We start from the raw sequence: 26,450 nt of genomic DNA, 5'->3' as shown, positions 1-26,450 counted from the left end.
TGTCCCCATGACCGCATCGACCGGACCCCGGGAAGAGCCCGACCCCGTACGCGACCCCTGGCTGCCCGCGATGCGCCAGGCCCTCGCGGAGGCGGCCGAGGCCCGCGAGACCGGGGACGTCCCGGTCGGCGCGGTGGTGCTCGGCCCGGACGGTACGACGCTGGCCCGCGCCCACAACACCCGCGAGGCCGACGGGGATCCCACGGCCCACGCCGAACTCCTCGCCCTGCGCGCCGCCGCGCGCGCCCGCGGCACCGGCGACTGGCGGCTGCGCGGCTGCACCCTCGTCGTCACCCTGGAGCCCTGCGCGATGTGCGCGGGCGCGAGCGTCCTCGCCCGCGTCGACCGCGTCGTCTACGGCGCCCTCGACCCCAAGGGCGGCGCCGCGGGCTCCCTCTGGGACCTCCTCCGCGACCGCCGCCTGAACCATCGCCCCGAGGTCGTGAACGCCGTCCTCGCCGACGACTGCGCCCGCCTCCTCACCGACTTCTTCCGCACCCGCCCCCCGTCCCCCGAATCGGATTTCGGCTCACGGCCCCCCTTGGGCTAGAGTTCCTCTCGGTAGCGTGTCCGAGCGGCCGAAGGAGCTCGCCTCGAAAGCGAGTGTGGCGCAAGTCACCGTGGGTTCAAATCCCACCGCTACCGCTCTGAGCAGCACGGAGAAGGTCCGGATCCCTGACGGGGTCCGGGCCTTCTTCGCGTGCTGGGTCACCTGCCCTGGCGTACGTTGAGAGGGCCGACTGTTCCCAGGGGGGAGCGAGGAGCGGGCCATGCGTGCTGTGGCGGTGAAGGAGCTGGGGGCCGGGCCCGAGGTGACGGACGTGGTGCGGCCCGAGCCCGTCGGCAACGAGGTGCTGGTGCGGGTCGAGGCCGCGGGCCTCAACCCGCTGGACTGGCGGATCGCCGACGGCATGCTGAAGGGCACGCGGGCGTACACGTTCCCCATGACGATGGGCGTCGACTTCGCGGGGTACGTCGAGGACACCGGGCCCGACGCGCGCCGCTTCCGGATCGGGGACCCGGTGTACGGGCAGGTGGTGGACCCCGGCCGGGGCGGGACGTACGCGGAGTACGTGGTCGTGCCCGACGACGGGGCGATCGCGCCGTCGCCCTCGTCCGTGCCGCACGACGTCTCGGCGGGCGTACCGACGGCGGGCATGACGGCGCGCGGGATCGTGGGCGCCGCGGCGCTGCGGGAGTACGAGAGCGTGCTCGTCGTGGGCGCCGCCGGGGGCGTGGGGACGTTCCTCACCCAGTTGGCCGCGGCGCACGGCCTGCGGGTCGTCGCGGCGACGCACGGGAACGACCAGCGCCGCATGGGCACCTTCGGCGCGGCCCTCACCGTCAACAGCAGGGAGCACCCGCTGACGGAGCGGGTGCGGGACGAGTACCCCGGCGGCGTGGACGCGCTGGTGGACCTGGCCTCGGGCCCGGAGGAGTTCGCGGCGCACGCGCGGCTCGTACGGAACGGGGGCGTGGCCGTCAGCACACGGTTCGCGGCCGACCCCGAGGCGCTGTACGCGGCCGGGGTCGAGGGGATCAACTTCTCGCTCGACGCCTCGGCGGAGCTGCTGGACGCGCTGGCCCGGGAGATCGACAGCGGGGCTCTGATCGTGCCGGTCGAGGCGCGGGTGCCGCTGGACGAGGCCCCGGACGCGGTCGCCAGGAACCGGTCCGGCGGGGCCCGCGGGAAGACCGTCATCACGCTCTGACAGGCAGTACGGAGCGCAGGGGCAGGGCAGACGCAGGGGCAGACGCAGGGGCAGGGGAAGCGGCTACGGGGGGACAAGCCGCTTCCCCCACCGTGGACGCGGCCCAGGTCCGGCTCCGCGCACAGGGGGAAGCCGCGTGCAGCCGGACCCCGCAGTGCGGGTCACGTCCCGGGCCGGCGGATTCCTGCCAGATCCTGCCTGGGCCCTGCACCCCATCCTTCCGGGCGCCCGCGCCGGGCGGGCCAGGCAAAGGACCTTGTTTGCCGGGTCTTTGGTCCCTGAAGCCTGTCTCGCGGACCGCGCACGGCCGCTACACTCACACAACTGCACAGATGTACGTACGGGGAACAGGGGCCGCATGGACCGCGTCCGGGGGGAGAGGCAGGACGATGGGTAACGCGAAGAAGATCCTGACCTACGGGGCTCTCGTCTTCGTGCTCTACACGATCATCACGTCACCGGCCCGGGCGGCCGACCTCGTCCAGATCGGCTTCGAGGGCATATCGGACGCCGCGCAGGGCGTCGGCACCTTCATGACCGAGCTGATCAGCTGAACCTTCGGTTCCGCTCCACCCCCTCGGCCGTTCGCGGCACGGGGGGCTTTTTCTTGCCCTTCGCGGCGTTTTCGCTGGTCTTCACCCCTCTTCACCCCTCCTCACCCCAACTGGCAAGCAACACGGAGTTATCGGGTGCTTGCGCATGGTGCACATGTCTTGTGATGCTATGACCGCTTTTGGCGGATGAATGACCGAACCGTAAAGGGGTGGTGGCTGAGTGGACGGGACAGGAACCACCGAGGCTCCGCCTTCCCCAGCCGAAGCCCAGCGGGAGCGGGCGGCACGGACCCGCGCGTTGACCCAGTCACTCTTCGAGCAGTTGACCGGCCTCCAGCCGGGGACGGCCGAGCACGAGCGGGTGCGCTGCGCGCTGATCGAGGCGAACCTGCCACTGGTGCGCTATGTCGCGGCGCGCTTCCGCAGCAGGAACGAACCGATGGAGGACGTCGTCCAGGTCGGCACGATCGGCCTGATCAACGCCATCGACCGCTTCGACTCCGGCCGGGGAGTGCAGTTCCCGACGTTCGCGATGCCCACGATCGTCGGCGAGATCCGGCGGTACTTCCGGGACAACGTCCGCACCGTGCACGTCCCCCGGCGGCTGCACGAGATGTGGGTGCAGGTCAGCGGCGCGACCGAGGACCTGACGACCCTGCACGGGCGCTCGCCCACCACGGCCGAGATCGCCGCACGGCTGAGCATCACCGAGGAGGAGGTCCTGGCCTGCGTGGAGGCCGGACGGGCGTACCGCGCCACGTCGTTGGAGGCCGCCCAGGAGCGCGAGGACGGGATGCCGGGCCTGCTGGACCGTCTCGGCTACGAGGACCCCGAACTGGACGGGGTCGAGCACCGCGATCTGGTCCGGCACCTGCTCGTACAGCTGCCGGAGCGGGAGCAGCGGATCCTTCTCCTCCGGTACTACCGGAATCTGACGCAGTCCCAGATCAGCGCCGAGCTCGGGGTCTCGCAGATGCATGTGTCGCGCCTGCTCTCGCGCAGCTTCGCCCGGCTGAGAGCCGCAAATCGAATCGACGCCTAACCGGATCGGGCGACCCTCGCCCCGGTCCCACAGCCCTCATCTGTGCAGTTTTATCGACATGAGGCTACGTCGCGTTGCCTACTTGTGACATTCTGCAAGAGCTGCGTTTGCCGCGGCGGCGCTTCCGGTAGGCAGGGGAGGGTGCTTCCCTCGTCCGAGGGCGCCGCAGCGACCCGTCCGCGACCTCAAGGGGGTGGCATGTCCGTAGAACTGGGCAGCTCAAAGGTGCTCACCGAGAACACGACGGCGGGAGGACCCCCGCCAGGCCCTCCGGCACCCGTGACCGCGCCGCACGACCTCGCGGAGACCCCAGGCACCCCCGAACTGGCCGGTGCCGACGTCCCCGCACCGTCCGCGATGTCGTCCTCCACCGACGCGATCGACACCCGCACGCTCTCCCGCTCGCTCTTCCTGCGCCTCGCGGCGCTCGACAAGGCGGCGGCGGCCGAGGGCGGCTCGGGCGCGCCCAGCGCGGAGCGTACGTACGTCAGGGACACGCTCATCGAGCTGAACCTGCCCCTGGTGCGGTACGCGGCGGCCCGTTTCCGCAGCAGGAACGAGCCGATGGAGGACATCGTCCAGGTCGGCACCATCGGCCTGATCAAGGCGATCGACCGCTTCGACTGCGAACGGGGCGTGGAGTTCCCGACGTTCGCGATGCCGACCGTCGTCGGCGAGATCAAGCGGTTCTTCCGGGACACGTCCTGGTCGGTGCGCGTGCCGCGCCGCCTCCAGGAGCTGCGCCTCGCGCTCACCAAGGCGAGCGACGAGCTGTCCCAGACGCTCGACCGCTCCCCGACCGTGACCGAACTCGCCACCTGCCTAGGGGTGTCGGAGGAGGACGTGGTCGACGGCCTCGCGGTGGGGAACGCGTACACGGCGTCGTCGCTCGACTCCCCCTCCATGGAGGACGACGGCGGCGAGGGCTCGCTGGCCGACCGGCTGGGGTACGAGGACACGGCGCTGGAGGGCGTCGAGTACCGCGAGTCGCTCAAGCCGCTGCTGGCCAAACTCCCGCCGCGGGAGCGCCAGATCATCATGCTGCGCTTCTTCGCGAACATGACGCAGTCGCAGATCGGCGAGGAGGTCGGCATCTCCCAGATGCACGTCTCCCGGCTGCTGACCCGCACCCTGGCCCAGCTCCGCGAGGGTCTGATCGCCGAGGACTAGCCGCGGAGGAGGCGGGATTGATTGCGGGGGATACGCTTCACATCTGACGTAGCGTCAGCAACACTGCGCGCATGCGACGGACTCATACGACGAGCCGCCGGGGCGGCCTGATAACCGCCTCGGCGGCTCTGGTCTGTCTCGGCGGCCCCGCGCTGACGGCCTGCGGCGCGGGCCAGGACGACGGATACGTGGCGGTCGGCTCGGCGGCAGGCTCGGAGCACTCCACGGAGGCCGAACGCCCGAAGGGCGAGGTCTCCCTCGTACCGCTCCCCGGACAGAGCCGCGGCGAACGCGCGTCCGGCACCCCGGACAGCACCCGGAAACGAGGAAGCGAGAAAAGCGGGGAGAAGGGGGAGAAGAAGGCGAGTGAGCCGGAGGCGTCCAGCGGAGCCTCCAGCGAAGCGCCCCGACGCCCCTCATCCGGCACGGAGCACCCCGCGGAACCGGGCGGACCCGACGACTCCGGAAAGCCCCCAGGCTCCCAGGGCCCCGGCTCCGCCGATCCCGGGCCCGCCGCCCTCAAGACGGGCAAGCCCGAGCGGGCGAAGGGCGAGGACCGGTGGTGCGAGAAGGTGACCGTGACGTTCCGGAACGCCGGAGGGCGCCCCGTGGACTCCGGCACCGTCACCTTCGGGACACACGTGATCGACGCGCTGGGCACCGACTGGGCCACCCGGGAGAGCACCCGGAAACTGCCCGTACCGATCGCACCGGGGAAGAAGAAGGAGAAGACCTGGACCGTCTGCCTCGACGCGTGGCGCGTGCCGCTCGGCATGCACGTCGAGACGCGGGACGTGAAGGTCAGCGGCTGGCGCTAGCCCCCACGCGCGTACGGGCGCCTTACGCGAAGGCCAGCCATCCCACCGCGGCGAGGACCACGACGGCGGCGACGATGCCGACGATCAAGCCGATCCGCGGACCGGACTGCGGCTGGACCGCCGCCGTGCGCTGCTGCGGGCCGCCCTCGTCGACGAAGGCGCGGAACATCTGGGTGCTGCCTGCCGGGTCCTGGTGACCGTCGGGACCCTGCGGAGCCTGCGGGTTGTGAGCCATGGGGCAGGACACTAGCGAACCGTACGCGCGCGAGACAGCCCGGGCTCAGGGCTTCCGGACCGTGCACGGCGCCGTGCGCGAGTGGGCCGTCCCTTGCCCCTCCCTTGGTGATCCGCACACGGTTCCTTTGTTGATTGTTTGCCTCGCATGCCCGAAATCAACTTGCGTGCAGCAACTAACCGACTCTATGGTTGCCCTAAGCAACAAGTTCATGGGGTACAGATGGCCGAACGCAGTCAGTACGAGGAGCTGGCCCGGCAGATCAGCGCCATCGGTGCCGTGAAGCGCGGAATGGCGCGCGAGCTTCCGCAGGACTGTCCCCCCGCTTCAGCGGCCGTTCTGATGCTGCTGAGCAGGCACGGGGAGATGCGGACGAGCGGCCTGGCCGAACTGATGGCCATCGACATGTCTGTCATGAGCCGCCACGTGGCCCACGTGGCGGAGCGCGGCTGGATCGAACGTCATCCCGATCCGCAGGACGGCCGGGTCCGGCTGCTGCGGATCAGCGAGGCGGGCGACCGCCTGCTCGACGACCTGTCCGAGCGCACGGCCCTGGCGCTGGAGCGGCACCTGAGCGACTGGAGCGACACTGACGTCGCCCAGCTCAACGCGCTGTTGGGGCGGCTCCGCACGAGCTTCGGGGACTGCCGCGCACGCGGCCCCCACCACGAGACCACAACGACCGCACCGTAACGAGTAAGAAGGACGCCGAATGGCAACCACCCGTCCCCAGGCGCAGGGAGCACACGGGGCCGGGGGCGGAGCGAGGCACGCGGCACACGGCCACGCGCACTCCGCCTCAGCTCCGGCCCCGGCCTCCGCGGCCTCCCCGTCGTCGCCCCCGGGCTCCGGCGACGCGGCACCGATGACCCACCGGCAGATCATGGAGGCGCTCTCCGGGCTGCTGCTCGGGATGTTCGTCGCCATCCTGTCGTCGACGATCGTCTCCACGGCCCTGCCGAAGATCATCTCCGATCTGAACGGCAGCCAGAGCAGCTACACCTGGGTCGTCACCGCCTCGCTGCTGGCCATGACGGCCTCCACCCCGCTCTGGGGCAAGATGGCCGACCTGGTCAGCAAGAAGGTGCTGGTCCAGACCGCGCTGATCCTCTTCGTGCTCGCCTCCGCGGGCGCCGGACTCTCGCAGAACCCCGGCACGCTCATCAGCTTCCGCGTGGCCCAGGGCATAGGCATGGGCGGTCTCTCCGCCCTGGCCCAGATCTGCATGGCCGCGATGATCTCCCCGCGCGAGCGCGGGCGGTACAGCGGCTACCTCGGCGCCACCTTCGCCGTCGCCACCGTCGGCGGTCCGCTGCTCGGCGGCGTGATCACCGACACGAGCTGGCTCGGCTGGCGCTGGTGCTTCTACGTCGGCGTCCCGTTCGCCGTCATCGCACTGATCGTCCTCCAGAAGACCCTCCACCTGCCCGTCGTGAAGCGCCAGGGCGTCAAGGTGGACTGGCTCGGCGCCTTCTTCATCGCCGCGGCCGCCTCGCTGCTGCTGATCTGGGTCACCTTCGCGGGTGACAAGTACGACTGGCTGTCCTGGCAGACGTACACCATGGTCGCGGGCGCGATCGTGCTCGCCCTGATCTTCGTGCTCGTCGAGTCGAAGGCCAAGGAGCCGATCATTCCGCTGCGGCTGTTCCGCAACCGCACCATCACGCTGGCCTCGGTCGGCTCGCTCTTCGTCGGCATCGCGATGTTCGGCGCGACCGTCTTCCTGAGCCAGTACTTCCAGCTCGCGCGCGGCAAGTCGCCGACGATGGCCGGCGTCATGACCATCCCGATGATCGCGGGCCTCTTCGTCTCCACCACCGTCTCCGGCCAGGTCATCAGCCGTACGGGCAAGTGGAAGGCATGGCTCATCTCCGGCGGTGTGCTGATGACCGCGGGCATGGCCCTGCTGGGCACGCTGCGGTACGACACCGAGTACTGGCACATGGCGATCTTCATGGCCCTGCTCGGCCTGGGCGTCGGCATGATGATGCAGAACCTCGTCCTCGCCACCCAGAACCAGGTGGCCCCGCAGGACCTGGGCGCCGCCAGCTCCACCGTCAACTTCTTCCGTTCCCTGGGCGGCGCGGTCGGCGTCTCGGCGCTCGGCGCCGTGCTCTCCAACCGGATCACCCACTACATGGAGGACGGCTTCACCAAGATCGGCGTGAAGCCGGGCGGCGGCGCGACGGGCGGCGGCGGCAGCGCCCTGCCCGACCTCGACAAGCTGCCCGCGCCGGTCAGGACCGTCGTGGAGAGCTCGTACGGGCACGGCATCGGCGACATCTACCTCTACGCGGCACCGATCGCGTTCGTCGCGCTGATCTGCGTGCTGTTCATCAAGGAGGTCCCGCTGAAGACCCAGTCCGGCATCGAGCAGGGCAAGCAGGGCGACGCCCCGGCTCCGGTCCCGGCTGCGGTCCCGGCCTCGGCCTCGGTCGACGAGGTCCCCGCCGTCGAGCGGACCGCGCCGCAGCCGGTGGCGGTGGGCGCGTCCCCGTCGAACGGCACCGGCCAGGAGGCGCAGACGCGGCAGCTCCGCGAGTACGCCGCCCCGGCCGCCGCCCCGGTGGCTCCGGCCGCCCCGGCCGCCCCGTCGGGCTCCGGCATCCACGGCACCGTCCGTAACGCGGAGGGCGTCGGCGTCCCGCGCGCCGCCGTCACGCTGATCTCGCTCAGCGGGCGCCAGTTGGGCCGCTCCGTCACCCGTGAGGACGGCTCGTACGGACTCGACGCGCCCGGCGCGGGCTCGTACGTGCTGATCGCCGCCGCCGACGGCCACCAGCCGCAGGCCTCGACGGTCGTCGTCGGCGAGGAGCCGCTCAGCCACGACCTGCTGCTCTCCGGCACCAGCGGCCTCGCGGGCCAGGTCCGCAGCGCGGTCGACGGCGGCGCCGTCCAGGGCGCGATGGTCGTCGTCACCGATGTGCGCGGCGAGGTCCTGGCCACCGGGCTCACCGGCGAGCAGGGCGAGTTCCGCTTCGACGAGCTGGTCACCGGCACCTTCACGGTCGCCGTCAACGCCACGGGCTTCCGCCCCACGGCGATCCCGGTCGACGTGCAGGGCCAGGGCATCACCCGCCTGGACGTCGAACTCGCCGCGGGCGCCCGGGTGTCGGGCGTCGTGCGCGCCGGTGCCGACCGCAGGCCGCTGGCCGACGCCCGGGTCACGCTCGTCGACGCCGCGGGCAACGTGCTCGCCACGTCCACCACCGGTGAGGACGGCGCGTACGCCTTCACCGACCTGGACGCGGGCGACTACTCGGTCATCGCGAGCGGCTACCCGCCCATGGCCAACGCCCTGCACGTCACGGGTCCCGGAGTGGACGCGTACGACATCGAGCTGCACCACCCGGACGAGTAACCCGTCCGACCAGACCCCCCGGGCCCGGACGGCGCGCGGATCGAGCGGAGCGCGCGGCGTCCGGCCCGGGGTGGGGAAGGGCCCCGGCAGCCGCTGCCGTGAGGCGGGCAGGGGACGGCCCGCCGGCACGGCGGCCGGGGCCCCGTATGCGAGCGATTGAGGAGCGAAGAGGGATGTCAGCCGCAGGACCAGCCTCGGGAGCGGGCGTACGCGCACGGGTGCGTACCCGGGACGGATGGGCGGTGCAGCACGCCGTGCTGACCGTCACGGACATGACGGGGACGCAGGTGCTGCGCGCCGAGGCCGACGACGAGGGACTCGTACGCAGCGGGGAGCCGCTGCCGTCCGGCCCGTACACGGTCATCGCCACCGCCGTGGGCTACGCCCCCGCGGCCTCCACGGCGATGGTCACGGCCTCCGGCCGGGCCGACCTCGGCACGCTGGTGCTGGCGCGGCAGGGCGGCGTGGAGCTGCCGCCGCCGGGCGCGTGGACGATCGACCCGATGCACTCGACGGTCGCCGCGAGCGCCCAGCACCTGGGGATGACCAGCGTGCACGGCCGGTTCACGGAGTTCGGCGGGCGCGTGGAGATCGCGCAGGACCCGGAGAAGTCCCGCGTCGAGGCGGTCATACGGGCCGCGAGCATCGACACCGGCAACGAGACGCGCGACCAGCACCTGCGCTCGGCCGACTTCCTCAACGCCGAGACGTACCCGGAGCTGACGTACCGCAGCACCGGCATCGTGCCCGCCGGGCCCGACCGCTGGACGGTCAACGGCGAGCTGGCGATGCACGGCGTCGTCCGCGAGGTCGGCCTCGACCTCAGCTACCTCGGCACCGGGCCCGACCCGTGGGGCGGCGTCCGCGCCTCGTTCCGCGCGACGGCCGAGCTGCGCCGCTCGGACTTCGCGATGAACTACAACCAGGTCGTCGCCGCGGGGATCGCCGCGATCGGCACCACGCTCAAGGTCGAGCTGGACATCCAGGCGGTGCAGGGGGAGTCACTGCCGTTCGGCTGAGCTCAGCCGGTGCGGCCGGTGCGGCCGGTGCGGCCGCTATGGTCAGCGCCCGGATGCCCTCGATCACACAGTCCAGCGCGACGGCGAACTCCCGCTCGCGCGCGTCCTGTCCGTCCCGCTGCCCCACCACCGGGACGGACTCGCCGTAAGCGGACTCGCCGTACTCAGGCCGCTCCCGCATCCGTACGCGCAGGGCGCGGCGGCACTCCTCGGGGCTGAGCCCCGCCTTCCGGCAACGGTCGTCCCACCCCGTCTCGACGGCCCCGTGCCCGTACACGAACGAGAACAGCGCGGAGAGCGCCCCGTCCGCCTGCCGCTCCGGGACCCCGGCGCGCAGCAGCAGGCCGCGCACGCCCGCCGCGTACGTCATCGCGCGGGGGCCGACGTTGAGACACCGGCCCAGCAGGGCGGGGATCCACGGGTGGCGGCGCAGCAGCGCGCGCAGGTCATGGGCCACGGCGCGGAGCGACGGCCGCCAGTCCCCCGCGCCCTCAGCGCCCTCAGCGCCACCAGCGCCACCGGGCTCCTCCAACTCGCCCTGGGCGGCGTCCAGGGCGAGTTCGAGGAGCTCGTCCTTGCTGTCCACGTACCAGTACACGGACATGGCCGTCACGCCCAGCTCGGCGGCGAGGCGGCGCATCGAGAACCGCGCGAGCCCGTCCACGTCCAGCATCCGGACCGCCGTGGCCGTGATCCGCTCGCGGTCCAGCCCCTCGGGCTGCGCCACGCTCCCGCCGGCCCGCCGCCGCGGCGCGGGCCGCTCCTCCCACCACACGCTGGTCCGGCGCCCGTCACCTGTGCGGCTGCCCTGCGTCATACGCGCCCGCTCCTTCGAGGGATCCCGCCCCGTTACCCCTTCGATACTAATCCGTGTCCCGCTATACGGACGCCTGTCGGCTGTGGGCGCCAAATCGCATACGCCCCTTGCGTACAGGGGGCGCGGGGCGGGCGCACGGACGCGTAACCACCGGACTCCCGCAGTTCTCCGGCACCTCATAAGTCGCCGTCAGTTCCCCTGAGTTCCGGGGAATTTGGGGCACCGCAGAAATATGCGAAAGAAAATGCCCAATTCCGTTTACAGGCGTGCGCGATACGTGCACCCTCGTGCGCCGCCTCATGCTCCCGCCGCGTCGTTTCCGGCATATACCCCGGGGGAGGCTCCGCCCCAGAATCGTGGCAGGCACCCCGATATGCCGGAGGACATCATGGCGATACCGAGCGGAAGGCGGGAGACCTATCTCTTGGTCGTCACGACCCTCGTCTCCTGCCTCGGGTCGTACGCGCTCACCTGGGCGCTCACCAGCTTCCCCGCCATCCAGTCGACGTCGATGGGGAACGCGGGCCAGGCATACGGAGCGGCGGCCGCCACCACGTCCGTCGTCGTCCTCGTCTACCTCGCCCGCACCTTCCGGCACCAGAGCGAGGAGGCCCATCTGCACCGCCAGGTGATGGAGGCTCAGGTCTCGGAGCTCGGCCTGCAGCGGGAGACCACGCAGGACCAGCACAAGACCGTCCAGCGCTCGGCGGAGGCGGCGGTCCGCGGCCAGCACGTGAAACTCCTCGAAATGGCCATCAACGACCCGCTCCTCATGGGGTGCTGGCCCGATTACGGCCCCGACGTCTCCCCGGAACGCAGCAAGCAGTACATGTACTGCAACCTCGTCGTCTCGCACCATTACATGTGCTACCAGCTCGGCTATTCCACCGACGACGAAGTGGAAGCCTCCCTCCACCACCTCTTCGGCAACGAGATCCTGCGGTCGTTCTGGGGAACCACCAGAACCCCCCGCGGTCGCACCGCCCCCTACGGCGGCCCCATGCGGAAGTTCTACGACCTCGCCGACCTCGCCTACGCCCGACGACTGGCGGACGACGGACTCACCGCCTAAGGCCTGTCGTCCGGATCAGGCCCTAACCCACCGGCGGCGTCCACCCCGCGCTGATCAGCACCTCCCGGGGAACGACCACGAACTCCTCCCCGTCCCCCACCCCGGCCCCCGCCGGCAACGCGCCCCGCTCCTCACCCGGCACCCGCCGCCCGATGAACGCGACGTCCCCCGAGGAGAGCGCGAAAACCGCCGGGCAGTTGTGCTCGTTCAGACACTTCCCACTCGGCGTGTCCAGCCGACGTGTAACCCGCATAGACGAGGGACTCTCCTCCTTGACCCCGAACCCGCCAACCAGGCCGGGAGGAGGATCCTAGGCGACACCACCCCCGCGCCGACGACGCCGCTCCTTCTGACGCTCAGCGATCTCGAAGACCACCACCAGCACCCCACCGAGCACGGCACTGCCGTACCAGCCCAACGGCTCCCGGAACACCCTGGCGCAGAGCCAGAGACAGATGGTGGCGCACGACCAGGACACGGCCCACACCAGCAGATCCGGGCTCTCGGACGATAAGTCCCTCATCCCCCGACGGTATCCACCCCACCCGTCCTCCAGCACAACACGAAAGAGCCCCACTCCGGTCAGCCGGAGTGGGGCTCTCACTTGGTGCGCGCTCGGCAGGATTCGAACCTGCAACCTTCTGATCCGTAGTCAGATGCTCTATCCGTTAAGCTACGAGCGCTTGTGCTTTCCGGCCTGTCTGGCCGGGCGGCGCGTTGCGAGAACAACATTACATGACCTGCGGCGCGAGGCGAAATCCGATTCGGATACCCCTTCTGACCTGCACAGATCCCCAGCGACGGGCCTGGAAACGCGAGAGCCCCGACCGGGGTCGGGGCTCTGGTGATCGGCGGGTCGCGATCAAGGCTGCGGAGGCTGAGGGATTTGAACCCTCGATCAGGGGGTTACCCCGAAACCGCATTAGCAGTGCGGCGCCATAGACCAGACTAGGCGAAGCCTCCAGACACACTCGGGCATGACCACGAGGTGTGTGCTGATGATGGCACAGCCGCGCGGGCTGTCTCCAATCGGCCCCTACCGTACTCGGTCCGGGGACCGCTGGGCAAAGGCGTTCTCCAGGAGGGCGCGAGGGCGCAACGAACCGCGCATATGGGCGTTAGTCGGAAGAGAGGGAGAGAGGGGTGCACGCCCCTCGGTCCGTTCCCCTTCCGTACTGACGCCCGAACCGGGAGTGCCCATGCGCCGCCACCGTCATCTCGCGAGCACCACCACCCTCACCGCCGCCACCGCGCTCGCCGCGCTCGGCATGCTGGCCGAGGCGCTGTCCGCCCCGGCGGCGCTGGCGCGCGGCGGGGCCGACGAGCTGACCGTCACCGTCACGGACAGCGGGGGGAACACGACGGACGGTACGTACACGGTGCGGTGCCGGCCGACGGGCGGTGACCACCCCGAGCCGGAACGCGCGTGCGCGGCGCTCGACGAGGCGGGCAGAGGAGGGCGTGACCCCTTCGCGCCGGTGCCGCGGTCCGAGCCGTGCACGATGATCTACGGCGGACCCGCGACGGCCCACGTCACGGGCGTCTGGAAGGGCCGTTCCGTCGACGCGCGGTTCAAGCGGAGCAACGGCTGCGAGATCGAGCGCTGGGACGCGCTCGTCCCCGCGCTCCCCAAGGTGTCCTAGAAGTCCCAGAGAGCCGCTCCGGCCCTCGCCGGTCCGCCTCCAGTCCCCCTCCGAGCCCTCTCCGATCCCTCTCCGATCCGCCCCGGTCCCTATCCTTCGGAACTCATCCGTACTCGTTCACACTCGTTCGTACTCGTACCTACTCGTCCGTACGAGGTCGTGGCGGCGGGCTCCGGTGGCGGGGGTTTCTCCCCGCCCCGGTTCACGTTCCTCCCCCACATCCGCCGCCGCGCGCACAACCGCTGCCCGTAGACTCCCCCTAGTGACACGCCCGGGGCGAGCGGCAGACTGACTGCCGTGATCTGACCGACCGGCCCCCGACGGGCGGACAGTCACGAGCACCGTGGGGTCAGCAGGGAGGAAGAGTCGCCGTGAGCAGCAGGCCATCCCGAGGCGCTGCTCGCCTCGCCGCCATACTCGACGCACTGCCCGATGCGCTGCTCCTGGTCAACTGCAACGGCACGGTGGTGAACGCGAACACCATCGCGCTTGAGGCATTCGAGACCCCGGGCACGGCGCTCGTCGGGCGCGGCCTGCTCGACCTGCTGCCGGAGTTCGACTCCAAGCGCATCCCGGGTTCGATGCGGCGCCCCGAAGAGGTCGCCCAGCAGGCGCGGGTCCGCACCAAGCCGACGCGCATGGTCGCGCGGCGCACGGACGGCACCGAGTTCCCGGTCGAGGTGACCAGCGCCAACCTGGAGGACGGGCGGACGCCGTACGCCTCCGCGTTCGAGGCCGCGTTCGCCGACCACGGCGGGTCGTCCGGCGGGTACACGGGGGACGAGCTGCTCATGCTCGTCGTCCGCGACCTCACCGGGACGCTCGACACGGAGGCGGAGCTCGGGCGTCAGCAGCGCCAGACGGAGATGATCCTGCGGGCCGCCTCCGAGGGCGTCGTCGGCGTCGACGCCGAGGGCCGCGTGGTGCTCGTCAACCCGGCGGCCGCTCAGATACTGGGCTACCGCGCCAGCGACCTCGGCGGCCAGCAGCTGCACCCCCTCGTCCACCACTCGCGCCCGGACGGCACCCCGCTCTCCTACGAGGAGACGCCGCTCGCCGACACCCTGCGCTCGGGGCGCAAGCACCGCGTGCGGGCCGGGCAGGTGCTGTGGTCGAAGGACGGGACCGCGGTCCCCGTGGACATGACGACGGCACCGGTGCGCGACGGTGAGCAGCTGGTCGGCGCCGTGCTGGCCTTCACCGACCGCCGCCCGTACGAGACCGTGGTCGCCCGGCACCAGCAGCTCAGGGCTCTGCTCGGCGAGGCGCTGCGCGGGCCGCTGGAGCAGCTGCGCGGTGATCTGACCGGGCTCGCCGCCGACCCGGCGGGCCAGCTCTGGCCCGAGGCGAACCAGGTCCTCCACCACCTCGCCGCCGGGTACGCCCGGATGACGACCCTGGTCGACAACGTGCTCAGCTACCAGCGCCTCGATGCCGGGCAGGAGAAGCTCGCGACCGAACTGGTCGCGCTCGACGGCGTGGTCTCCGCGGGCGTCGAGGGCGCGGTCGAGCTGATCGGGCCCGGCCGGGCGCAGTTCGCGGTGCACGCGCCGCCGATAGAGGCCGAGGTCGACCCGGAGCGGATGGCGACGGCGCTGGCGCATCTGATCGCCGACGTCGCGGGCGTCGACGCGACGGGCCAGTCGGCGGTCGCGCCGCCGCCCGGCGTGGACCCCACGATCGTGGTCGCGGCGGCCCAGCGCGGCGATGTCGTACGGATCGAGGTGCGCGGCCCGCACGGCGGCGGCAGCCCCGTGCACGAGCCCCTCGTCCGCGGCATCGTGCGGCGGCACGGCGGCGTGCTCCAGACCCACGAGGTGCCGGGCGCGGCCGGGGGCAGCGCGTACGTCCTGGAGGTGCCGGTCGCGTCCACGGGCGGTACGGGAGGCGCGGGCGGCACCGTCGGCGGTACGAGCGGTACGGGCGGCGTCACGAACGGTACGGGCGTCACGAACGGGCTGGGGAAGGCGACCGGCGAGACGACGGTGATGCCCGTCCCCGCCGAACCGGCGCGCGGGACCGAGCCCGTGCCGGGGCCCACGCCCGGGCCCGCCGCCCCGATGATTCCGGCCCAGCCTGCCCAGGAACAGCCGGTCCAGGGACAGCCCGTCCAGGGACAGCAGCAGGTTCAGGGCCAGCAGCCGGTCCAGGAGACGGTGGTTCCGGAGACGGTGGCTCCGGAGACGGCCGGGGGCGGCGTCGAGGCCGTACCGCGGCCGACCGGACGGCGGCGCGGGCGGCCGAGCCCCGCCGAGGAGCAGCACGAGCAGGCGGCGGCGCTGGAGCAGGCCGCCACGCGCGGCGGCGCCATCGCGCTGCCGCCCGGCGGCTCCGAGGGCGCGAACGCGCCCGTGCCCGCGCAGGGTTCGGGGCGGCGCGCCCGGCGCGCCCTCGCCGACCCCGCCGAGAACCAGCACCGTCAGCCGATGCCGCTCCCCGCGGGCGAAGGGGAAGCTCAAGCCGAGCCCCAGGGCGACGTGCCGGACGCGGGTCACGCCATTCCGGCCCAGGCCCAGGCCCAGGCCCAGCAGCCGCAGCAGGCCCAGCTCCAGGTGCAGCCCGGTACGGGGCGGCGCGCACGTGGCCGTGCCGTCGAACCCGACACCGCCGCAGGCCAGAGCATCGGCGAGGGCGAGCAGCTCGCGCCCGGGACGCCCGGGAGCGAGCTGGAGGTCCCGGCCGCGGGCGGGCGCCGGGCGCGCCGGATCGCCGCGGCACAGGCGCGTGCGCGGGCGCAGGCGGAGGCGCAGCAGGGGCCGCAGCACGCCCCGTTCGCGCTGCCGCCCGCCACGAACGACGCCGAGGCGGCCGTTCCGGCCGCCCCCGTCGAGCCCGAGCCGCCCCTCCAGAGCGAGAACGGCCTCGCGCCCCAGCAGGCCCAGCAGGCCCAGCAGCCCCAGCAGCCGCAACAGGCCGTCCCGGAGGCGCAGGAGGCGGAGCCCGAGGCGCAGCCGCAGTCCGTCGAGCACACCGTCGTCGCGGCCAGCCCGATCCTGGGCGGCGGCCCGTTCCCGCAGCAGCCCTCTTCGCCGCAGCCGCAGGGCCTGCCCATGCCGGAGCAGAACGCGGCAGCGCCGTACGGGGACGACCAGGGGCCGCGCGTACGCACGCTCGGTCAGGGCATGCCGTTCAGCCAGCGCGTAGCCGAGCAGGCGGCGCAGCAGTGGCACGGTCAGACGCCCGCCGCGCCCGCACCGGCGCCCGCCATACCGTCCACGCCCTCCACGCCCCTCCCCGCGCCGGGTTCGGGCCGTCGGCGGAAGCTGGGGACCCCGCAGGAGAAGAGCGAGACGGAGAGCACGGCACCGGGCGCACCGGGCACACCGGGCACCCCCGGCACACAGAGCGCACCGGCCCCCACCGCCTCGCCCCGCGAGTTCAGCATCGGCTCCATCGGCAAGCCCGGCGGCTCCGTGACCGAGGGGCCCGAGCCGCTGGACGGGCCCGACAGTCCGGTCGAGGTGACCGACGGGCGCGGTCTGTCGCTGCCGCCCCAGGTGGTGGACGACGAGCTTCCGCCGGAGCCGCTCGACAACCCGCGCAGGCTGCTGGTCTGGCCGGAGCCCGACGTCTCCACGCAGCAGGCGCTCTCCGACCGCGGCTACCGCCCCGTGCTGGTGCACTCGCGCGAGGAGGTGGACGCGCAGATCGCGGCGTACCCGGCCGCGCTCTTCGTCGACCCGCTGACGGGCCCAATCACCAGGACGGCGCTCCAGTCGCTCCGTACGGCCGCGGTGGCCGCCGAGGTGCCGGTGCTGGTCACGGCCGGGCTCGGGCAGGCGACGCGCGAGGCGGCGTACGGCGCCGACCCGGCGGTGCTGCTCAAGGCGCTGGCGCCGCGCGACAGCGAGCAGCACCCGCCGCGGGTGCTGCTGGTGGAGGAGCACGAGGCCATCGCGGGCGCGTTCGCGGCGACGCTGGAGCGGCGCGGGATGCAGGTCGCGCACGCCCCGACGGACTCGGAGGCGGTGAACGTCGCCGCGCAGGTCCGGCCGAACCTGGTCGTGATGGACCTGATGCAGGTGCGCCGCCGCCGCGCCGGGATCATCGACTGGCTGCGCGTGAACGGGCTGCTGAACCGCACGCCCTTCGTCGTCTACACCTCGGCCGACATGGACCCGGCCGAGCTGCCCCGGCTCGCGTCCGGCGAGACGGTGCTCTTCCTCGCGGAGAGGTCGACGAACACGGAGGTGCAGTCCCGGATCGTCGACCTCCTCACGAAGATCGGCGCGAGCTAACCGTACGAGCTAACCGTACGAACCAGCCGTACGGACTAGCCGTCGATACGGGTGACGTCCAGCTCCCCGTCGGCGTACTGCTTGCGCAGCACCTTCTTGTCGAACTTGCCCACGCTCGTCTTCGGCACGGACCCGACCGTCGTCCAGCGCTCGGGGAGCTGCCAGCGGGCGACGTTCTCGCCGAGGTACGTGCGCAGCTCGTCGTAGGGGACGGCGGGCCCGCCCTCGCGGAAGACGACGGCGGCGAGCGGCCGTTCGCCCCACTTCTCGTCCGGTACGGCCACGACGGCGGCCTCGGCGACGGCGTCGTGCGCCATCAAGGCATTCTCCAACAAAACGGATGAAATCCACTCGCCGCCCGACTTGATGACGTCCTTGGCGCGGTCGGTGATCGTGAGATAGCCGTCCGGCGAGATGCTGCCGACGTCCCCGGTGCGCAGCCAGCCGTCCGGGCTGAACTTGTCGTCGGGACGGAGCGGCTCGCCGTCGGCGCCGCCGTAGTAGGCACCGGCGATCCAGGGGCCGCGTACCTCCAGTTCGCCCGTGGAGTCGCCGTCCCAGGGCGCGAACGTGCCGTCGGGCGCCGCCAGCCGCGCCTCGACACCGGCCGGGAAGCGGCCCTGGGTGACGCGGTACGCGAACTCCTCCTCGGGGCTCACGCCGCCGGGGGGCATCGCGACGCTGCCGAGCGGGGAGGTCTCCGTCATGCCCCAGGCGTGGCACAGGGTCACGCCGTGCCGCTCCTCGAAGGCGGTCATCAGGGAGGGCGGGCAGGCCGCGCCGCCGATGGTGACCCGCTGCATGGAGGAGACGTCGCGCGGGCGCGCGTCCAGTTCGGCCAGCAGCCCCTGCCAGATGGTGGGCACGGCGGCGGCGTGCGTGGGGCGCTCGGTGGCGATCATCTCGGCGAGGGGCGCGGGCTGGAGGAAACGGTCCGGCATCAGCAGGTTCACGCCGGTCATCAGCGCCGCGTGGGGGAGGCCCCAGGCGTTCACGTGGAACATGGGGACGACGGGCAGGGACGTGTCCGCGTCCGTCAGCGCCATCGACTGGGTCATGTTGACCTGCATGGAGTGCAGGTAGATCGAACGGTGCGAGTAGACGACGCCCTTGGGCTCGCCGGTCGTGCCGGAGGTGTAGCACATGGCGGCGGCGGAACGCTCGTCCAGGTCGGGCCAGTCGTAGCTGGTGGGACGGTCCGCGAGGAGGTCCTCGTACGCGTGCACCCGCGCCGCGTGGCCCTCCAGGGCGGAGGTGTCGCCGGAGCCGACGACGACGATGTGCTCGACCGTCTCCAGATGGGGCAGCAGGGGCGCCAGCAGCGGGATCAGGGAGCCGTTGACGAGGACGACGCGGTCGGCCGCGTGGTTGACGATCCAGGCGAGCTGGTCGGCGGGCAGCCGGAGGTTGAGAGTGTGCAGGACGGCGCCCATGGAGGGCACGGCGAAGTACGCCTCCAGATGCTCAGAGTTGTTCCACATGAGGGTCGCGACGCGGTCCTCCTCGCGCACCCCGAGCTCGTCGCGCAGCGCGTGGGCGAGGCGCGCGACACGTTCGCCCGTCTCGGCGAACGTCTGCCGGTGCGGCGCGCCGTCGCCCGTCCATGTGGTGATCCGCGATCCGCCGTGAACCGTCGTGCCGTGGCGCAGAATGCGCGCGATGGTCAGCGGTACGTCCTGCATCGTGCTCAGCACCGGGGCCTCCCCAGGTTTCCGGTTGCCTGCGCCTACGCGTGAGTAGGCGCGGGTTTTCGCGGAAGCCTGCCACCGACCGCGCGGTATGTCACGGGGTCGTGCACAGGAGGCGGAGGTGGCGAGGGTGCCGTACGCCGCGTCGGCACGGCGCCGTACGCTGCGGCGCCGCGGTCGTCAGGCCGCGGCGCGCGCCTCGAACGGCCCCCCGGCCGTCGCCCCCGTCGTTCCCCCGTCCGTGGTCCCCTCCGTGGTCCCCCCGAGCACGTCGGAGGCGAGCTGCGTGTCCTCGCGCAGCTTCGCCAGCGCGCGGGAGACCGCGCTCTTGACGGTGCCGACCGAGACCCCCAGCACCTCGGCCGTCTGCACCTCGCTCAGGTCCTCGTAGTAGCGCAGCACGACCATGGCGCGCTGCCGCGCGGGCAGCTTCAGCACGGCCCGCCACATGGCGTCCCGTACCGCCTGCTGTTCGGCGGGGTCGGGAGCGGGCAGCGGGTCGGGCTCCGGCAGCTCGTCGACGGCGAACTCGTCCACCTTGCGCCTGCGCCACTGCGAGGTGCGGGTGTTCACGAGCGCCCGGCGCACGTAGCCGTCGAGGGCGCGGTGGTCCTCGATGCGCTCCCAGGCGAGGTAGGTCTTGGTCAGCGCGGTCTGGAGCAGATCCTCGGCGTCGCACGGGTTGGCGGTGAGCGAGCGGGCGGTGCGCAGCAGCACCGGCCCGCGCGCCTGCACGTACGACGCGAACGTCAGCGGTGTTCCCCCCGAGCCTGGGGGCACGGGAGGACGACCCGCGTGCTTCGTCTTTGTGGTCCGGGCCCTCTCGGTGCGAGCGGGCCGGACGGTCCCAGGCGTGGTCATGGCTCGACATTAGAAGTCGAGGGGGGTGCCACGGATCGCCCGGAGGTCCCGATGAGGCGTCCGCCCTAGGGCGTAGGGGTGGTGCTGCCTACACCTCCTGAAGGTGGAGGCCGTCCACCGAGGGGATCAGGGACGCGCTCAGGGTTTCAGCCCATCACGGCGACCGGAGCGTCCACCAGGTTCTGGTCGATGTGGAGCGTATGACCACCGTACGTCCGCTTCACGTTACCCGTGAACTGGTGGATACGGCGGTGCGGCTGCCAGGCCAGGGGGTGGATACGGCGCTCGGAGCCGGTCGAGGCGGGCACCCGCCAGCGGGCGAACCAGAGCGCCGTCGGGAGCCCCCTGCTGCCCGCGGCGCGGGCCCGCTCGATGTGGGTGATCCCCGAATCGGCGCTGCTGTAGAAGCCGGGGATGTACCGCTGCTGGCGTACGGCCGCGTCCCAGCCCTGGATGAAACGCAGGGTCGTCGCCGCGCAGCGGGACTCCTTCTGCCGGTACGCCTCCATGTCGAGGTAGATCGTGGTGCGGGGCACCATGCCGAGGGCGCGTGCCCGCTGCACCGCGTCCATGCCCTCGCGCCGGCCGCGCGTGTAGGGCGAGCTGTGGCTCATGGCGAACTTGCGCTTGTGCTTCGCGATCACGCAGGGCGACTGCGAACCGACGTACAGGGGGAGCATCTTCCAGCCCATCCGGTGCACACCGCGCGTCCAGGAGGGGGTGAGGTTCTTCTGGTTCGGGCAGCCGCGTCCCCGTCCGCCGATGTAGACGCCGACGGCGCCGTACGGGGAGGACTTCCGCCAGGCGCGCATGGTGGCGTACGAGGGGGCCTGACAGGCGTCGAAGGCGTGGCCGCTGAAGGTCCTGGCACCGAAGCGGCGGGGGTCGCCCTGGATGAGCGAGGGCGGTCCGGCGGCCGCACCCGTCCGCTTCTTCCCGGGGGACTCGGGGGAATCCGGGGTGGCAGGGCCCGCTCCCGCGCCCGTACTGGCGTTCGCGGGCAGGGACCCGCCCGTCAGCAGGGAGGCGAGGGCCGCGAGGAAGACGACCACCTGTCGCATAGTGTGACTTTTCTGGCGCATGCGCCGAGTGAAGCGAGCCCGCGCCCCGCGCGCAGGCCACCACGCCCGCCGCAGCCCCGGATTCAGCCGTCTGAGCCATCCGACGCGAGGACGAGGCCCGAGGTGGGCACACCCGTTCCCGCCGTCACGAGGGCCCGCTCGGCGCCCCGTACCTGGTTGACGGACGTCCCGCGGATCTGCCGCACGGCCTCGGCGATCCCGTTCATCCCGTGCAGATACGCCTCGCCGAGCTGGCCCCCGTGGGTGTTGAGCGGAAGCCGTTCCTCCGCGACGAACGGTCCGCCCTCGCCGCGCCCGCAGAAGCCGAACTCCTCCAGCTGCGCCAGCACGAAGGGCGTGAAGTGGTCGTACAGGATCGCCACGTCCACGTCCGCGGGGCCGATCCCCGCCGTACGCCACAGCTGGCGGGCCACCACGCCCATCTCCGGCAGCCCGGTCAGGTCGTCCCGGTAGAAGCTCGTCATCTGCTCCTGCGCCCGCCCCGCGCCCTGCGCGGCCGCCGCGACGACCGCGGGCGGGTGTCGCAGGTCGCGGGCGCGCTCGGGGGTCGTGACGACGAGCGCCTGGCCGCCGTCGGTCTCCTGGCAGCAGTCCAGCAGCCGCAGCGGCTCGACGATCCAGCGCGAGGCGGCGTGCTCGGCGAGGGTGAGGGGCTTGCCGTGGAAGTAGGCGGCCGGGTTGGTCGCCGCGTACTTGCGGTCCACCACGGCGACATGGCCGAACACCTCCGGCGTCAGCCCGTAGGCGTGCAGATAGCGGCGGGCCGCCATCGCCACCCACGAGGCGGGCGTGAGCAGCCCGTAGGGCAGCGCCCAGCCGAGCGCGGCGCCCTCGGCGGTCGGCTCGCGGTGCTGGACGCCCGCGCCGAAGCGGCGGCCCGAACGCTCGTTGAAGGCGCGGTAGCAGACGACGACGTCCGCGACGCCCGACGCGACGGCCATCGCCGCCTGCTGGACAGTGGCGCAGGCGGCCCCGCCGCCGTAGTGCACCCGCGAGAAGAAGGACAGCTCGCCGAGGCCCGCCGCCTGCGCGACGGTGATCTCGGGGCTCGTGTCCATGGTGAAGGTGACCATGCCGTCGACGTCGGCGGGCGCGAGCCCGGCGTCGTCCAGGGCCGCGCGGACGGCCTCGACGGCGAGCTTCAGCTCGCTGCGCCCGGAGTCCTTGGAGAACTCCGTCGCGCCGATGCCCGCGACGGCCGCCCGGCCGCCGAGCCGGTCACGGTGCCGGACGCTCATCGCACGGCCTCCGTCCCGTTCCCGCCCGCCGGGACGACCGTGACCGTGGCGGTGACATGGCTGCCCAGGCCGTTGGTGCCCGTGACGGCCAGCTCCACGGCACCGTCCTCCGCGACGGACGTCACCCGGCCCCGCAGGGTGAGCGTGTCCCCCGGGTAGTTGGGCACGCCCAGCCGTACGGCGACACGGCGCAGCTCGGCGCCCGCTCCGGCCCACTCGGCGACGTAGCGGCCCACCAGCCCGTTGGTCGTCAGGATGTTCATGAAGATGTCCGGCGAGCCCTTCTCCCTGGCGGCCTCCGCGTCGTGGTGCACGTCCTGGTGGTCCCGCGAGGCGAGGGCGCCGGAGACGATCAGGGTGCGCGTCACGGGAATCTCCAGGGGCGGCAACTCCTCGCCCACGGCCGTCCCCGGCGCATCGGCCGTCCCCGACACGTCGGCCGTCCCCGGCCCACCGGCCGTCCCCGGCGCATCGGCCATCCCTGTCATACGTCCTCCCGCCATTCGGTGTCGTTCCCGGGGTCGGCGAGCAGGTCGCCCAGTTCGGCCAGCAGGCGTCCCGGCGCGCCCAGATGGGCGTCCAGTTGGCGCCCCCACAGGAAGTGCCGGTGCACGGGATGGCCGACGTCCGCGCCGACGCCCCCGTGCAGATGCTGGCCCGCGTGCACGACACGGCGGCCCGCCTCGGACGCCCACCAGGCGGCCGTGAGGGCGTGCGTACGGAAGGGGAGGCCCTGGTCGTGCCGCCAGGCCGCCTCATGGACGGTCACGCGGATCGCTTCGGTGTCCATATGGGCGTCGGCGGCCCGGAGCTGCACCGCCTGCCGCGTGGCGAGGGGACGGCCGAACTGTTCGCGCCGGGTGGTGTGTTCCACCGCGCGGGCCACCGACCCGGCGCACACGCCCACCTGGAGCGCGGCGAACGCCGTACGGGCGCGGGCGAACGTCGGTCCGTACGCGCCCTCGCGCAGGGGCTCGCCGGGAGCGCCGTCCAGGTCGAGTCTTCCGCACGACCAGGGGGCGGTGGTCTCGACGGGGGTGACGGTCACCTCAGGGCGTACCGTCTCGACGAGATGGCACCGGTCGGTACCGTCCGCCACCAGGACATGCGTGGCGTCCCGCAGCCAGGGGACGACGGGGACGGTCCCGGACAGCCGCGTTTCCTCGCCCCATTCGGACGTCGAAACGGCCGCACCGTCCCCCGGGTCTCCGGGGAGGGGCAGGGCGCCCGCCACCACCGCAGAACCGTCGCGCAGGGGCGGCAGCAGACGGGCGCGCTGTTCGTCCGTACCGTGCGCGGCGACGGTCAGCACTCCGTACGCGCAGCTCGCCGCGAGCGGCACCTGCGCGGTCGTACGGCCCTGCTCCTCCAGGACGAGCGCGAGGCCCAGCAGCCCGGTCTCCTCGACGGCCTCGGGCAGTCCGGCGGCGCACAGGGTCTTCCACAGCGCGCGGTCGGTCTCCGTACCGTCGGCGTCGGTGTCGGCGTCGGCGCGGAGTACGGCCAGCCGGTCCGGCGTGGACAGGTCCGCGCAGATGCGGGCGGCCAGACCGCGCACCGCCTCCTGCTCCTCCGTGGGCGTGAAGTCCATCAGCGGGCCGCCTCCTCGTCCCCCGTCCGCGCCCGGAAGACGGGCAGCTCCAGCTCGTCGTCCACGCGCAGGAACTCCAGCTCGACCGGCATCCCGACGCGCACCCGGTCGTGCGGGACACCCGTGATGTTGCTGATCATCCGTACTCCCTCGGCGAGTTCGACCAGCGCGACCGCGTACGGCACGTCGAACGCGGGGAAGGGCGGATGGTGCATCACGACGTACGAGTAGACGGTGCCGCGCCCCGACGCCTCGACCGCCGTCCAGCTGTCCGAGCCGCACGCGTTGCAGCCGGGCAGCCAGGGGAAGCGGAGGGCCGCGCAGGCGTCGCAGCGCTGGACGAGCAGCCGGTGCTGGGAAACCCCCTCCCAGAAGCCCGCGTTGTCGCGGTTGACCACGGGCCGGGGGCGCCGCGCCCTGGGTGCGGACCGGGCCGCCGGCCGGTACTTGAGGATCCGGAACCGGTGCGTGCCGACGAGCGCGCCGTCCCCGGCCCTGCGGATGTCCATCCGGGTCGTCACGAAGTAGCCCGTGCCCAGCTTGGTGGTCTTGCGCGGGGAGACCGACTCGATCACCGCGTCGTAGCCGACCTCGTCGCCGGGGCGCAGCGGGCGCGCGTACTCCTGCTCGCTGTCGGTGGCGACGACCGAGGTGCAGCCCGCCTCGTCGAGGGCGCCGAGGAGTTCGTCGTACGCGGAGGCGCGGGCGCTACGGCCACGGTCGAGGCCCGGCATCGTCCAGACCTGGAGCATGGTGGCGGGCGCCGAGCCGTCGGGTGGCGCGGGGTGGCCCATGGCCTCGCACCAGTGCCGGATCATGGGCGTGTTGACCGGGTCCCGCCCCCGCGCGGCCTGCGCCGCGGGCTGGCCCTCGTACGCCTTGAGCTTCTCGAAGAGCGCGTCGGGACCGCCGTCGTCAGGTGGGCCGGTGCGGTCAGGGGTCTCTCTCCGGTCTCCGCTCACCGCTTCGTCCTCCGCATCCCCAGCCGGCTGGTCGCGACGATCTCGCGCTGGACCTCGCTCACTCCGCCGCCGAAGGTGTTGATCTGCGCGGCGCGGTTCATCCGCTCCAGTTCGCCGTCCCCGAAGGCGCCGGGCGCTCCGGCCCGCAGCAGTCCGCGCTCGCCGAGCACCTCCTGGCAGAGCGCGTAGACGGCGACGGTGCTCTCCGTGCCCGCGAACTTCACCCCGCTCGCGTCACCCGGCGCGAGGGAGCCCGCGCCCACGTCCCCGACGAGGCGCCAGTTGAGCAGCCGGGTCGCGGACAGCCGCGCGTACGCCTCCGCGAGGCGCCCCCGCGCCCAGGGCTGTTCGAGGGCGCCGGAGGCGCGTACGGCGTCCAGGACCTCGGTGAAGTGGTCGCCCGCCTGCATGCCGAGCGCGGCGAGGGCGACGCGCTCGTGGTTGAGCTGGTTGGTGATCAGGTCCCAGCCCGCGTTCTCCTCGCCGACCAGGTGCGAGGCGGGCACGCGGACGCCGTCGTAGTACGTCGCGGTCGTGGTCAGCCCGCCGACGGTCTCGATGGGCGTCCAGGAGAACCCCGGCGCGCCGGTCGGCACCAGGAGGATCGAGATGCCACGGTGCTTGGGCGCCTCGGGATCGGTACGGCACGCGAGCCAGATCCAGTCGGCGTGCTGGGCGTTGCTGGTGAAGCTCTTCGCGCCGTCGATCCGCCAGCGCCACCCCACGCCACCCGGCCCCACCGTCTCCGGGCGCGGCTCAGGTTCCCGTACGGCCCGCGTACGCAGCGACGCGAGGTCCGTGCCCGCCTCCGGCTCGGTGTAACCGATCGCGAAGACGGTCTCGCCGCTGAGGATGCCGGGGAGGAAGCGCGCCTTCTGCTCCTCGGTGCCGTACTTGATCAGCGTCGGCCCCACGGTGTTCAGCGTGACCATCGAGACCGGGGCGCCCGCGCGGTACGCCTCGTCGAAGAAGACGAACTGCTCGTCGGGCCCGCACCCCTGCCCGCCGTACTCGACGGGCCAGCCGAGCCCGAGCCAGCCGTCGGCGCCGATCCGGCGCAGCAGTCGGCGCTGCTCATCGGGGGCGAGCCCGCCGGGGGTACGGGCCTCCGGCGGCATCACCGCGCGGAAGTAGGCGCGCAGCTCGGCGCGGAGCGCACGCTGGCGCTCAGTCGGTGCGAGACGCATTTTCTGACTGTCCGTCAGATTCAGAGCACCTGTCAAGACACGGGACCTCTGGGCGCTCGGCCCCGGACGCACGACCCAGGACACAGAGCAGCCGCGCGTCCGCACCAGGTGCGGACGCGCGGCCTCAGCCCATCCCCATGAACGCCCGGCTCCTAGGGAG

At 72.5% G+C, this 26,450-nt stretch carries 24 protein-coding genes and 3 tRNA genes; 13 read left to right on the top strand and 14 right to left on the bottom strand.

Annotation, left to right across the window (positions count from 1 at the left end; genetic code table 11):
• The first annotated feature begins 7 nt into the window (after positions 1-7).
• The 7 genes from ACGF3A_RS11165 to ACGF3A_RS11135 all read left to right on the top strand — a co-directional run bounded on the left by ACGF3A_RS11165 (position 8) and on the right by ACGF3A_RS11135 (position 5,296).
• A complete protein-coding gene (locus ACGF3A_RS11165; protein ID WP_393728188.1) occupies positions 8-550 on the top strand; it encodes a nucleoside deaminase in 543 nt (180 codons plus the stop codon).
• A 10-nt stretch (positions 551-560) separates the two neighbouring features.
• A tRNA-Ser gene (locus ACGF3A_RS11160) sits at positions 561-645 on the top strand.
• Positions 646-770: 125 nt separating this feature from the next.
• Positions 771-1,712 (top strand): NADP-dependent oxidoreductase, encoded by a 942-nt coding sequence (locus ACGF3A_RS11155; protein ID WP_393728186.1) that lies wholly within the window; start codon positions 771-773, stop codon positions 1,710-1,712.
• A gap of 389 nt (positions 1,713-2,101) precedes the next feature.
• A complete protein-coding gene (locus ACGF3A_RS11150; RefSeq protein ID WP_393728184.1) occupies positions 2,102-2,266 on the top strand; it encodes a hypothetical protein in 165 nt (54 codons plus the stop codon).
• A 220-nt stretch (positions 2,267-2,486) separates the two neighbouring features.
• Entirely contained in the window at positions 2,487-3,308 is an 822-nt protein-coding gene (locus ACGF3A_RS11145; protein ID WP_393728182.1) for an RNA polymerase sigma factor SigF, read from the top strand.
• Between the two features lie 198 nt (positions 3,309-3,506).
• Positions 3,507-4,478, top strand: a complete 972-nt coding sequence (locus ACGF3A_RS11140; protein WP_393728180.1) for an RNA polymerase sigma factor SigF — start codon at positions 3,507-3,509, stop codon at positions 4,476-4,478.
• A 71-nt stretch (positions 4,479-4,549) separates the two neighbouring features.
• The gene (locus ACGF3A_RS11135) at positions 4,550-5,296 is read left to right on the top strand and encodes a hypothetical protein (protein WP_393728179.1); all 747 of its coding nucleotides are present in this window, start codon (positions 4,550-4,552) and stop codon (positions 5,294-5,296) included.
• Between the two features lie 22 nt (positions 5,297-5,318).
• Here the strand turns inward: ACGF3A_RS11135 and ACGF3A_RS11130 are convergent, their stop codons facing one another.
• On the bottom strand, positions 5,319-5,531 hold the full coding sequence (locus ACGF3A_RS11130) for a hypothetical protein (RefSeq protein ID WP_393728177.1): 213 nt from the start codon (positions 5,529-5,531) through the stop codon (positions 5,319-5,321).
• Between the two features lie 222 nt (positions 5,532-5,753).
• On the opposite strand from ACGF3A_RS11130, the gene ACGF3A_RS11125 reads away from it, so the two are divergent.
• From ACGF3A_RS11125 to ACGF3A_RS11115, 3 genes are all read left to right on the top strand, one after another.
• Entirely contained in the window at positions 5,754-6,224 is a 471-nt protein-coding gene (locus ACGF3A_RS11125; protein ID WP_393728175.1) for a MarR family winged helix-turn-helix transcriptional regulator, read from the top strand.
• A gap of 19 nt (positions 6,225-6,243) precedes the next feature.
• Positions 6,244-8,892 (top strand): MFS transporter, encoded by a 2,649-nt coding sequence (locus ACGF3A_RS11120; protein WP_393728173.1) that lies wholly within the window; start codon positions 6,244-6,246, stop codon positions 8,890-8,892.
• A gap of 173 nt (positions 8,893-9,065) precedes the next feature.
• The gene (locus tag ACGF3A_RS11115; protein ID WP_393728171.1) at positions 9,066-9,911 is read left to right on the top strand and encodes a YceI family protein; all 846 of its coding nucleotides are present in this window, start codon (positions 9,066-9,068) and stop codon (positions 9,909-9,911) included.
• Here the strand turns inward: ACGF3A_RS11115 and ACGF3A_RS11110 are convergent.
• Positions 9,856-10,728 carry a TetR/AcrR family transcriptional regulator gene (locus ACGF3A_RS11110; protein ID WP_393728169.1) on the bottom strand — a complete coding sequence of 291 codons (873 nt, stop codon included), beginning with the start codon at positions 10,726-10,728 and terminating at the stop codon, positions 9,856-9,858. The two genes, ACGF3A_RS11115 and ACGF3A_RS11110, sit on opposite strands and share 56 nt — an antisense overlap.
• A gap of 388 nt (positions 10,729-11,116) precedes the next feature.
• On the opposite strand from ACGF3A_RS11110, the gene ACGF3A_RS11105 reads away from it, so the two are divergent.
• Positions 11,117-11,800: a DUF6082 family protein gene (locus ACGF3A_RS11105; RefSeq protein WP_393728167.1), complete on the top strand. Its 684-nt coding sequence runs from the start codon at positions 11,117-11,119 to the stop codon at positions 11,798-11,800.
• A 22-nt stretch (positions 11,801-11,822) separates the two neighbouring features.
• Here ACGF3A_RS11105 and ACGF3A_RS11100 read toward each other — a convergent pair whose 3' ends face one another.
• From ACGF3A_RS11100 to ACGF3A_RS11085, 4 genes are all read right to left on the bottom strand, one after another.
• Positions 11,823-12,053 (bottom strand): hypothetical protein, encoded by a 231-nt coding sequence (locus ACGF3A_RS11100; RefSeq protein WP_393728165.1) that lies wholly within the window; start codon positions 12,051-12,053, stop codon positions 11,823-11,825.
• A gap of 57 nt (positions 12,054-12,110) precedes the next feature.
• Entirely contained in the window at positions 12,111-12,323 is a 213-nt protein-coding gene (locus ACGF3A_RS11095; protein ID WP_393728164.1) for a hypothetical protein, read from the bottom strand.
• Positions 12,324-12,410: 87 nt separating this feature from the next.
• Positions 12,411-12,483 (bottom strand) — tRNA-Arg (locus tag ACGF3A_RS11090).
• Between the two features lie 188 nt (positions 12,484-12,671).
• A tRNA-Ser gene (locus tag ACGF3A_RS11085) sits at positions 12,672-12,763 on the bottom strand.
• Between the two features lie 236 nt (positions 12,764-12,999).
• Here ACGF3A_RS11085 and ACGF3A_RS11080 point away from each other — a divergent pair.
• The gene (locus ACGF3A_RS11080; protein ID WP_393728162.1) at positions 13,000-13,443 is read left to right on the top strand and encodes an SSI family serine proteinase inhibitor; all 444 of its coding nucleotides are present in this window, start codon (positions 13,000-13,002) and stop codon (positions 13,441-13,443) included.
• A gap of 371 nt (positions 13,444-13,814) precedes the next feature.
• The gene (locus tag ACGF3A_RS11075; protein ID WP_393728160.1) at positions 13,815-17,681 is read left to right on the top strand and encodes a PAS domain-containing protein; all 3,867 of its coding nucleotides are present in this window, start codon (positions 13,815-13,817) and stop codon (positions 17,679-17,681) included.
• 35 nt (positions 17,682-17,716) lie between these two features.
• On the opposite strand, the gene ACGF3A_RS11070 is transcribed toward ACGF3A_RS11075, so the two are convergent.
• The 8 genes from ACGF3A_RS11070 to ACGF3A_RS11035 form a co-directional block, all read right to left on the bottom strand.
• On the bottom strand, positions 17,717-19,375 hold the full coding sequence (locus ACGF3A_RS11070) for a long-chain fatty acid--CoA ligase (protein ID WP_393728158.1): 1,659 nt from the start codon (positions 19,373-19,375) through the stop codon (positions 17,717-17,719).
• Between the two features lie 174 nt (positions 19,376-19,549).
• The gene (locus ACGF3A_RS11065) at positions 19,550-20,230 is read right to left on the bottom strand and encodes a SigE family RNA polymerase sigma factor (protein WP_393728156.1); all 681 of its coding nucleotides are present in this window, start codon (positions 20,228-20,230) and stop codon (positions 19,550-19,552) included.
• Between the two features lie 146 nt (positions 20,231-20,376).
• Positions 20,377-21,291 (bottom strand): DUF1906 domain-containing protein, encoded by a 915-nt coding sequence (locus ACGF3A_RS11060; RefSeq protein ID WP_393728154.1) that lies wholly within the window; start codon positions 21,289-21,291, stop codon positions 20,377-20,379.
• An 83-nt stretch (positions 21,292-21,374) separates the two neighbouring features.
• Positions 21,375-22,550, bottom strand: a complete 1,176-nt coding sequence (locus ACGF3A_RS11055) for a lipid-transfer protein (RefSeq protein ID WP_393728152.1) — start codon at positions 22,548-22,550, stop codon at positions 21,375-21,377.
• The gene (locus ACGF3A_RS11050) at positions 22,547-23,038 is read right to left on the bottom strand and encodes a MaoC family dehydratase (RefSeq protein WP_393728150.1); all 492 of its coding nucleotides are present in this window, start codon (positions 23,036-23,038) and stop codon (positions 22,547-22,549) included. Before ACGF3A_RS11050 ends, ACGF3A_RS11055 begins: the two co-directional genes overlap by 4 nt.
• Positions 23,035-24,141: an acyl-CoA dehydrogenase family protein gene (locus tag ACGF3A_RS11045; RefSeq protein ID WP_393728148.1), complete on the bottom strand. Its 1,107-nt coding sequence runs from the start codon at positions 24,139-24,141 to the stop codon at positions 23,035-23,037. The genes ACGF3A_RS11050 and ACGF3A_RS11045 overlap by 4 nt, the downstream gene beginning before the upstream one ends.
• Positions 24,141-25,103, bottom strand: a complete 963-nt coding sequence (locus ACGF3A_RS11040; RefSeq protein WP_393728146.1) for a Zn-ribbon domain-containing OB-fold protein — start codon at positions 25,101-25,103, stop codon at positions 24,141-24,143. Before ACGF3A_RS11040 ends, ACGF3A_RS11045 begins: the two co-directional genes overlap by 1 nt.
• Entirely contained in the window at positions 25,100-26,290 is a 1,191-nt protein-coding gene (locus tag ACGF3A_RS11035; RefSeq protein ID WP_393728144.1) for an acyl-CoA dehydrogenase family protein, read from the bottom strand. Before ACGF3A_RS11035 ends, ACGF3A_RS11040 begins: the two co-directional genes overlap by 4 nt.
• Positions 26,291-26,450: the final 160 nt, after the last annotated feature.

Source organism: Streptomyces sp. NPDC048172, from assembly GCF_043202595.1.
Classification (GTDB): Bacteria; Actinomycetota; Actinomycetes; order Streptomycetales; family Streptomycetaceae; genus Streptomyces.
The sequence above is the reverse complement of the archived record's forward strand: the minus strand, read 5'-3'. Positions and strand labels throughout refer to the sequence as shown.

Excerpts from the sequence above, each read along its gene's own strand:
- ACGF3A_RS11140 (WP_393728180.1), top strand. The coding sequence starts at position 3,507 with ATGTCCGTAGAACTGGGCAGCTCAAAGGTGCTCACCGAGAACACGACG.
- ACGF3A_RS11135 (WP_393728179.1), top strand. The coding sequence starts at position 4,550 with ATGCGACGGACTCATACGACGAGCCGCCGGGGCGGCCTGATAACCGCC.
- ACGF3A_RS11035 (WP_393728144.1), bottom strand. The coding sequence starts at position 26,290 with ATGCGTCTCGCACCGACTGAGCGCCAGCGTGCGCTCCGCGCCGAGCTG.
- ACGF3A_RS11125 (WP_393728175.1), top strand. The coding sequence starts at position 5,754 with ATGGCCGAACGCAGTCAGTACGAGGAGCTGGCCCGGCAGATCAGCGCC.
- ACGF3A_RS11105 (WP_393728167.1), top strand. The coding sequence starts at position 11,117 with ATGGCGATACCGAGCGGAAGGCGGGAGACCTATCTCTTGGTCGTCACG.
- ACGF3A_RS11150 (WP_393728184.1), top strand. The coding sequence starts at position 2,102 with ATGGGTAACGCGAAGAAGATCCTGACCTACGGGGCTCTCGTCTTCGTG.
- ACGF3A_RS11165 (WP_393728188.1), top strand. The coding sequence starts at position 8 with ATGACCGCATCGACCGGACCCCGGGAAGAGCCCGACCCCGTACGCGAC.
- ACGF3A_RS11155 (WP_393728186.1), top strand. The coding sequence starts at position 771 with ATGCGTGCTGTGGCGGTGAAGGAGCTGGGGGCCGGGCCCGAGGTGACG.
- ACGF3A_RS11115 (WP_393728171.1), top strand. The coding sequence starts at position 9,066 with ATGTCAGCCGCAGGACCAGCCTCGGGAGCGGGCGTACGCGCACGGGTG.
- ACGF3A_RS11060 (WP_393728154.1), bottom strand. The coding sequence starts at position 21,291 with ATGCGACAGGTGGTCGTCTTCCTCGCGGCCCTCGCCTCCCTGCTGACG.
- ACGF3A_RS11045 (WP_393728148.1), bottom strand. The coding sequence starts at position 24,141 with ATGGACTTCACGCCCACGGAGGAGCAGGAGGCGGTGCGCGGTCTGGCC.
- ACGF3A_RS11100 (WP_393728165.1), bottom strand. The coding sequence starts at position 12,053 with ATGCGGGTTACACGTCGGCTGGACACGCCGAGTGGGAAGTGTCTGAAC.
- ACGF3A_RS11120 (WP_393728173.1), top strand. The coding sequence starts at position 6,244 with ATGGCAACCACCCGTCCCCAGGCGCAGGGAGCACACGGGGCCGGGGGC.
- ACGF3A_RS11110 (WP_393728169.1), bottom strand. The coding sequence starts at position 10,728 with ATGACGCAGGGCAGCCGCACAGGTGACGGGCGCCGGACCAGCGTGTGG.
- ACGF3A_RS11095 (WP_393728164.1), bottom strand. The coding sequence starts at position 12,323 with ATGAGGGACTTATCGTCCGAGAGCCCGGATCTGCTGGTGTGGGCCGTG.
- ACGF3A_RS11050 (WP_393728150.1), bottom strand. The coding sequence starts at position 23,038 with ATGACAGGGATGGCCGATGCGCCGGGGACGGCCGGTGGGCCGGGGACG.
- ACGF3A_RS11055 (WP_393728152.1), bottom strand. The coding sequence starts at position 22,550 with ATGAGCGTCCGGCACCGTGACCGGCTCGGCGGCCGGGCGGCCGTCGCG.
- ACGF3A_RS11080 (WP_393728162.1), top strand. The coding sequence starts at position 13,000 with ATGCGCCGCCACCGTCATCTCGCGAGCACCACCACCCTCACCGCCGCC.
- ACGF3A_RS11130 (WP_393728177.1), bottom strand. The coding sequence starts at position 5,531 with ATGGCTCACAACCCGCAGGCTCCGCAGGGTCCCGACGGTCACCAGGAC.
- ACGF3A_RS11065 (WP_393728156.1), bottom strand. The coding sequence starts at position 20,230 with ATGACCACGCCTGGGACCGTCCGGCCCGCTCGCACCGAGAGGGCCCGG.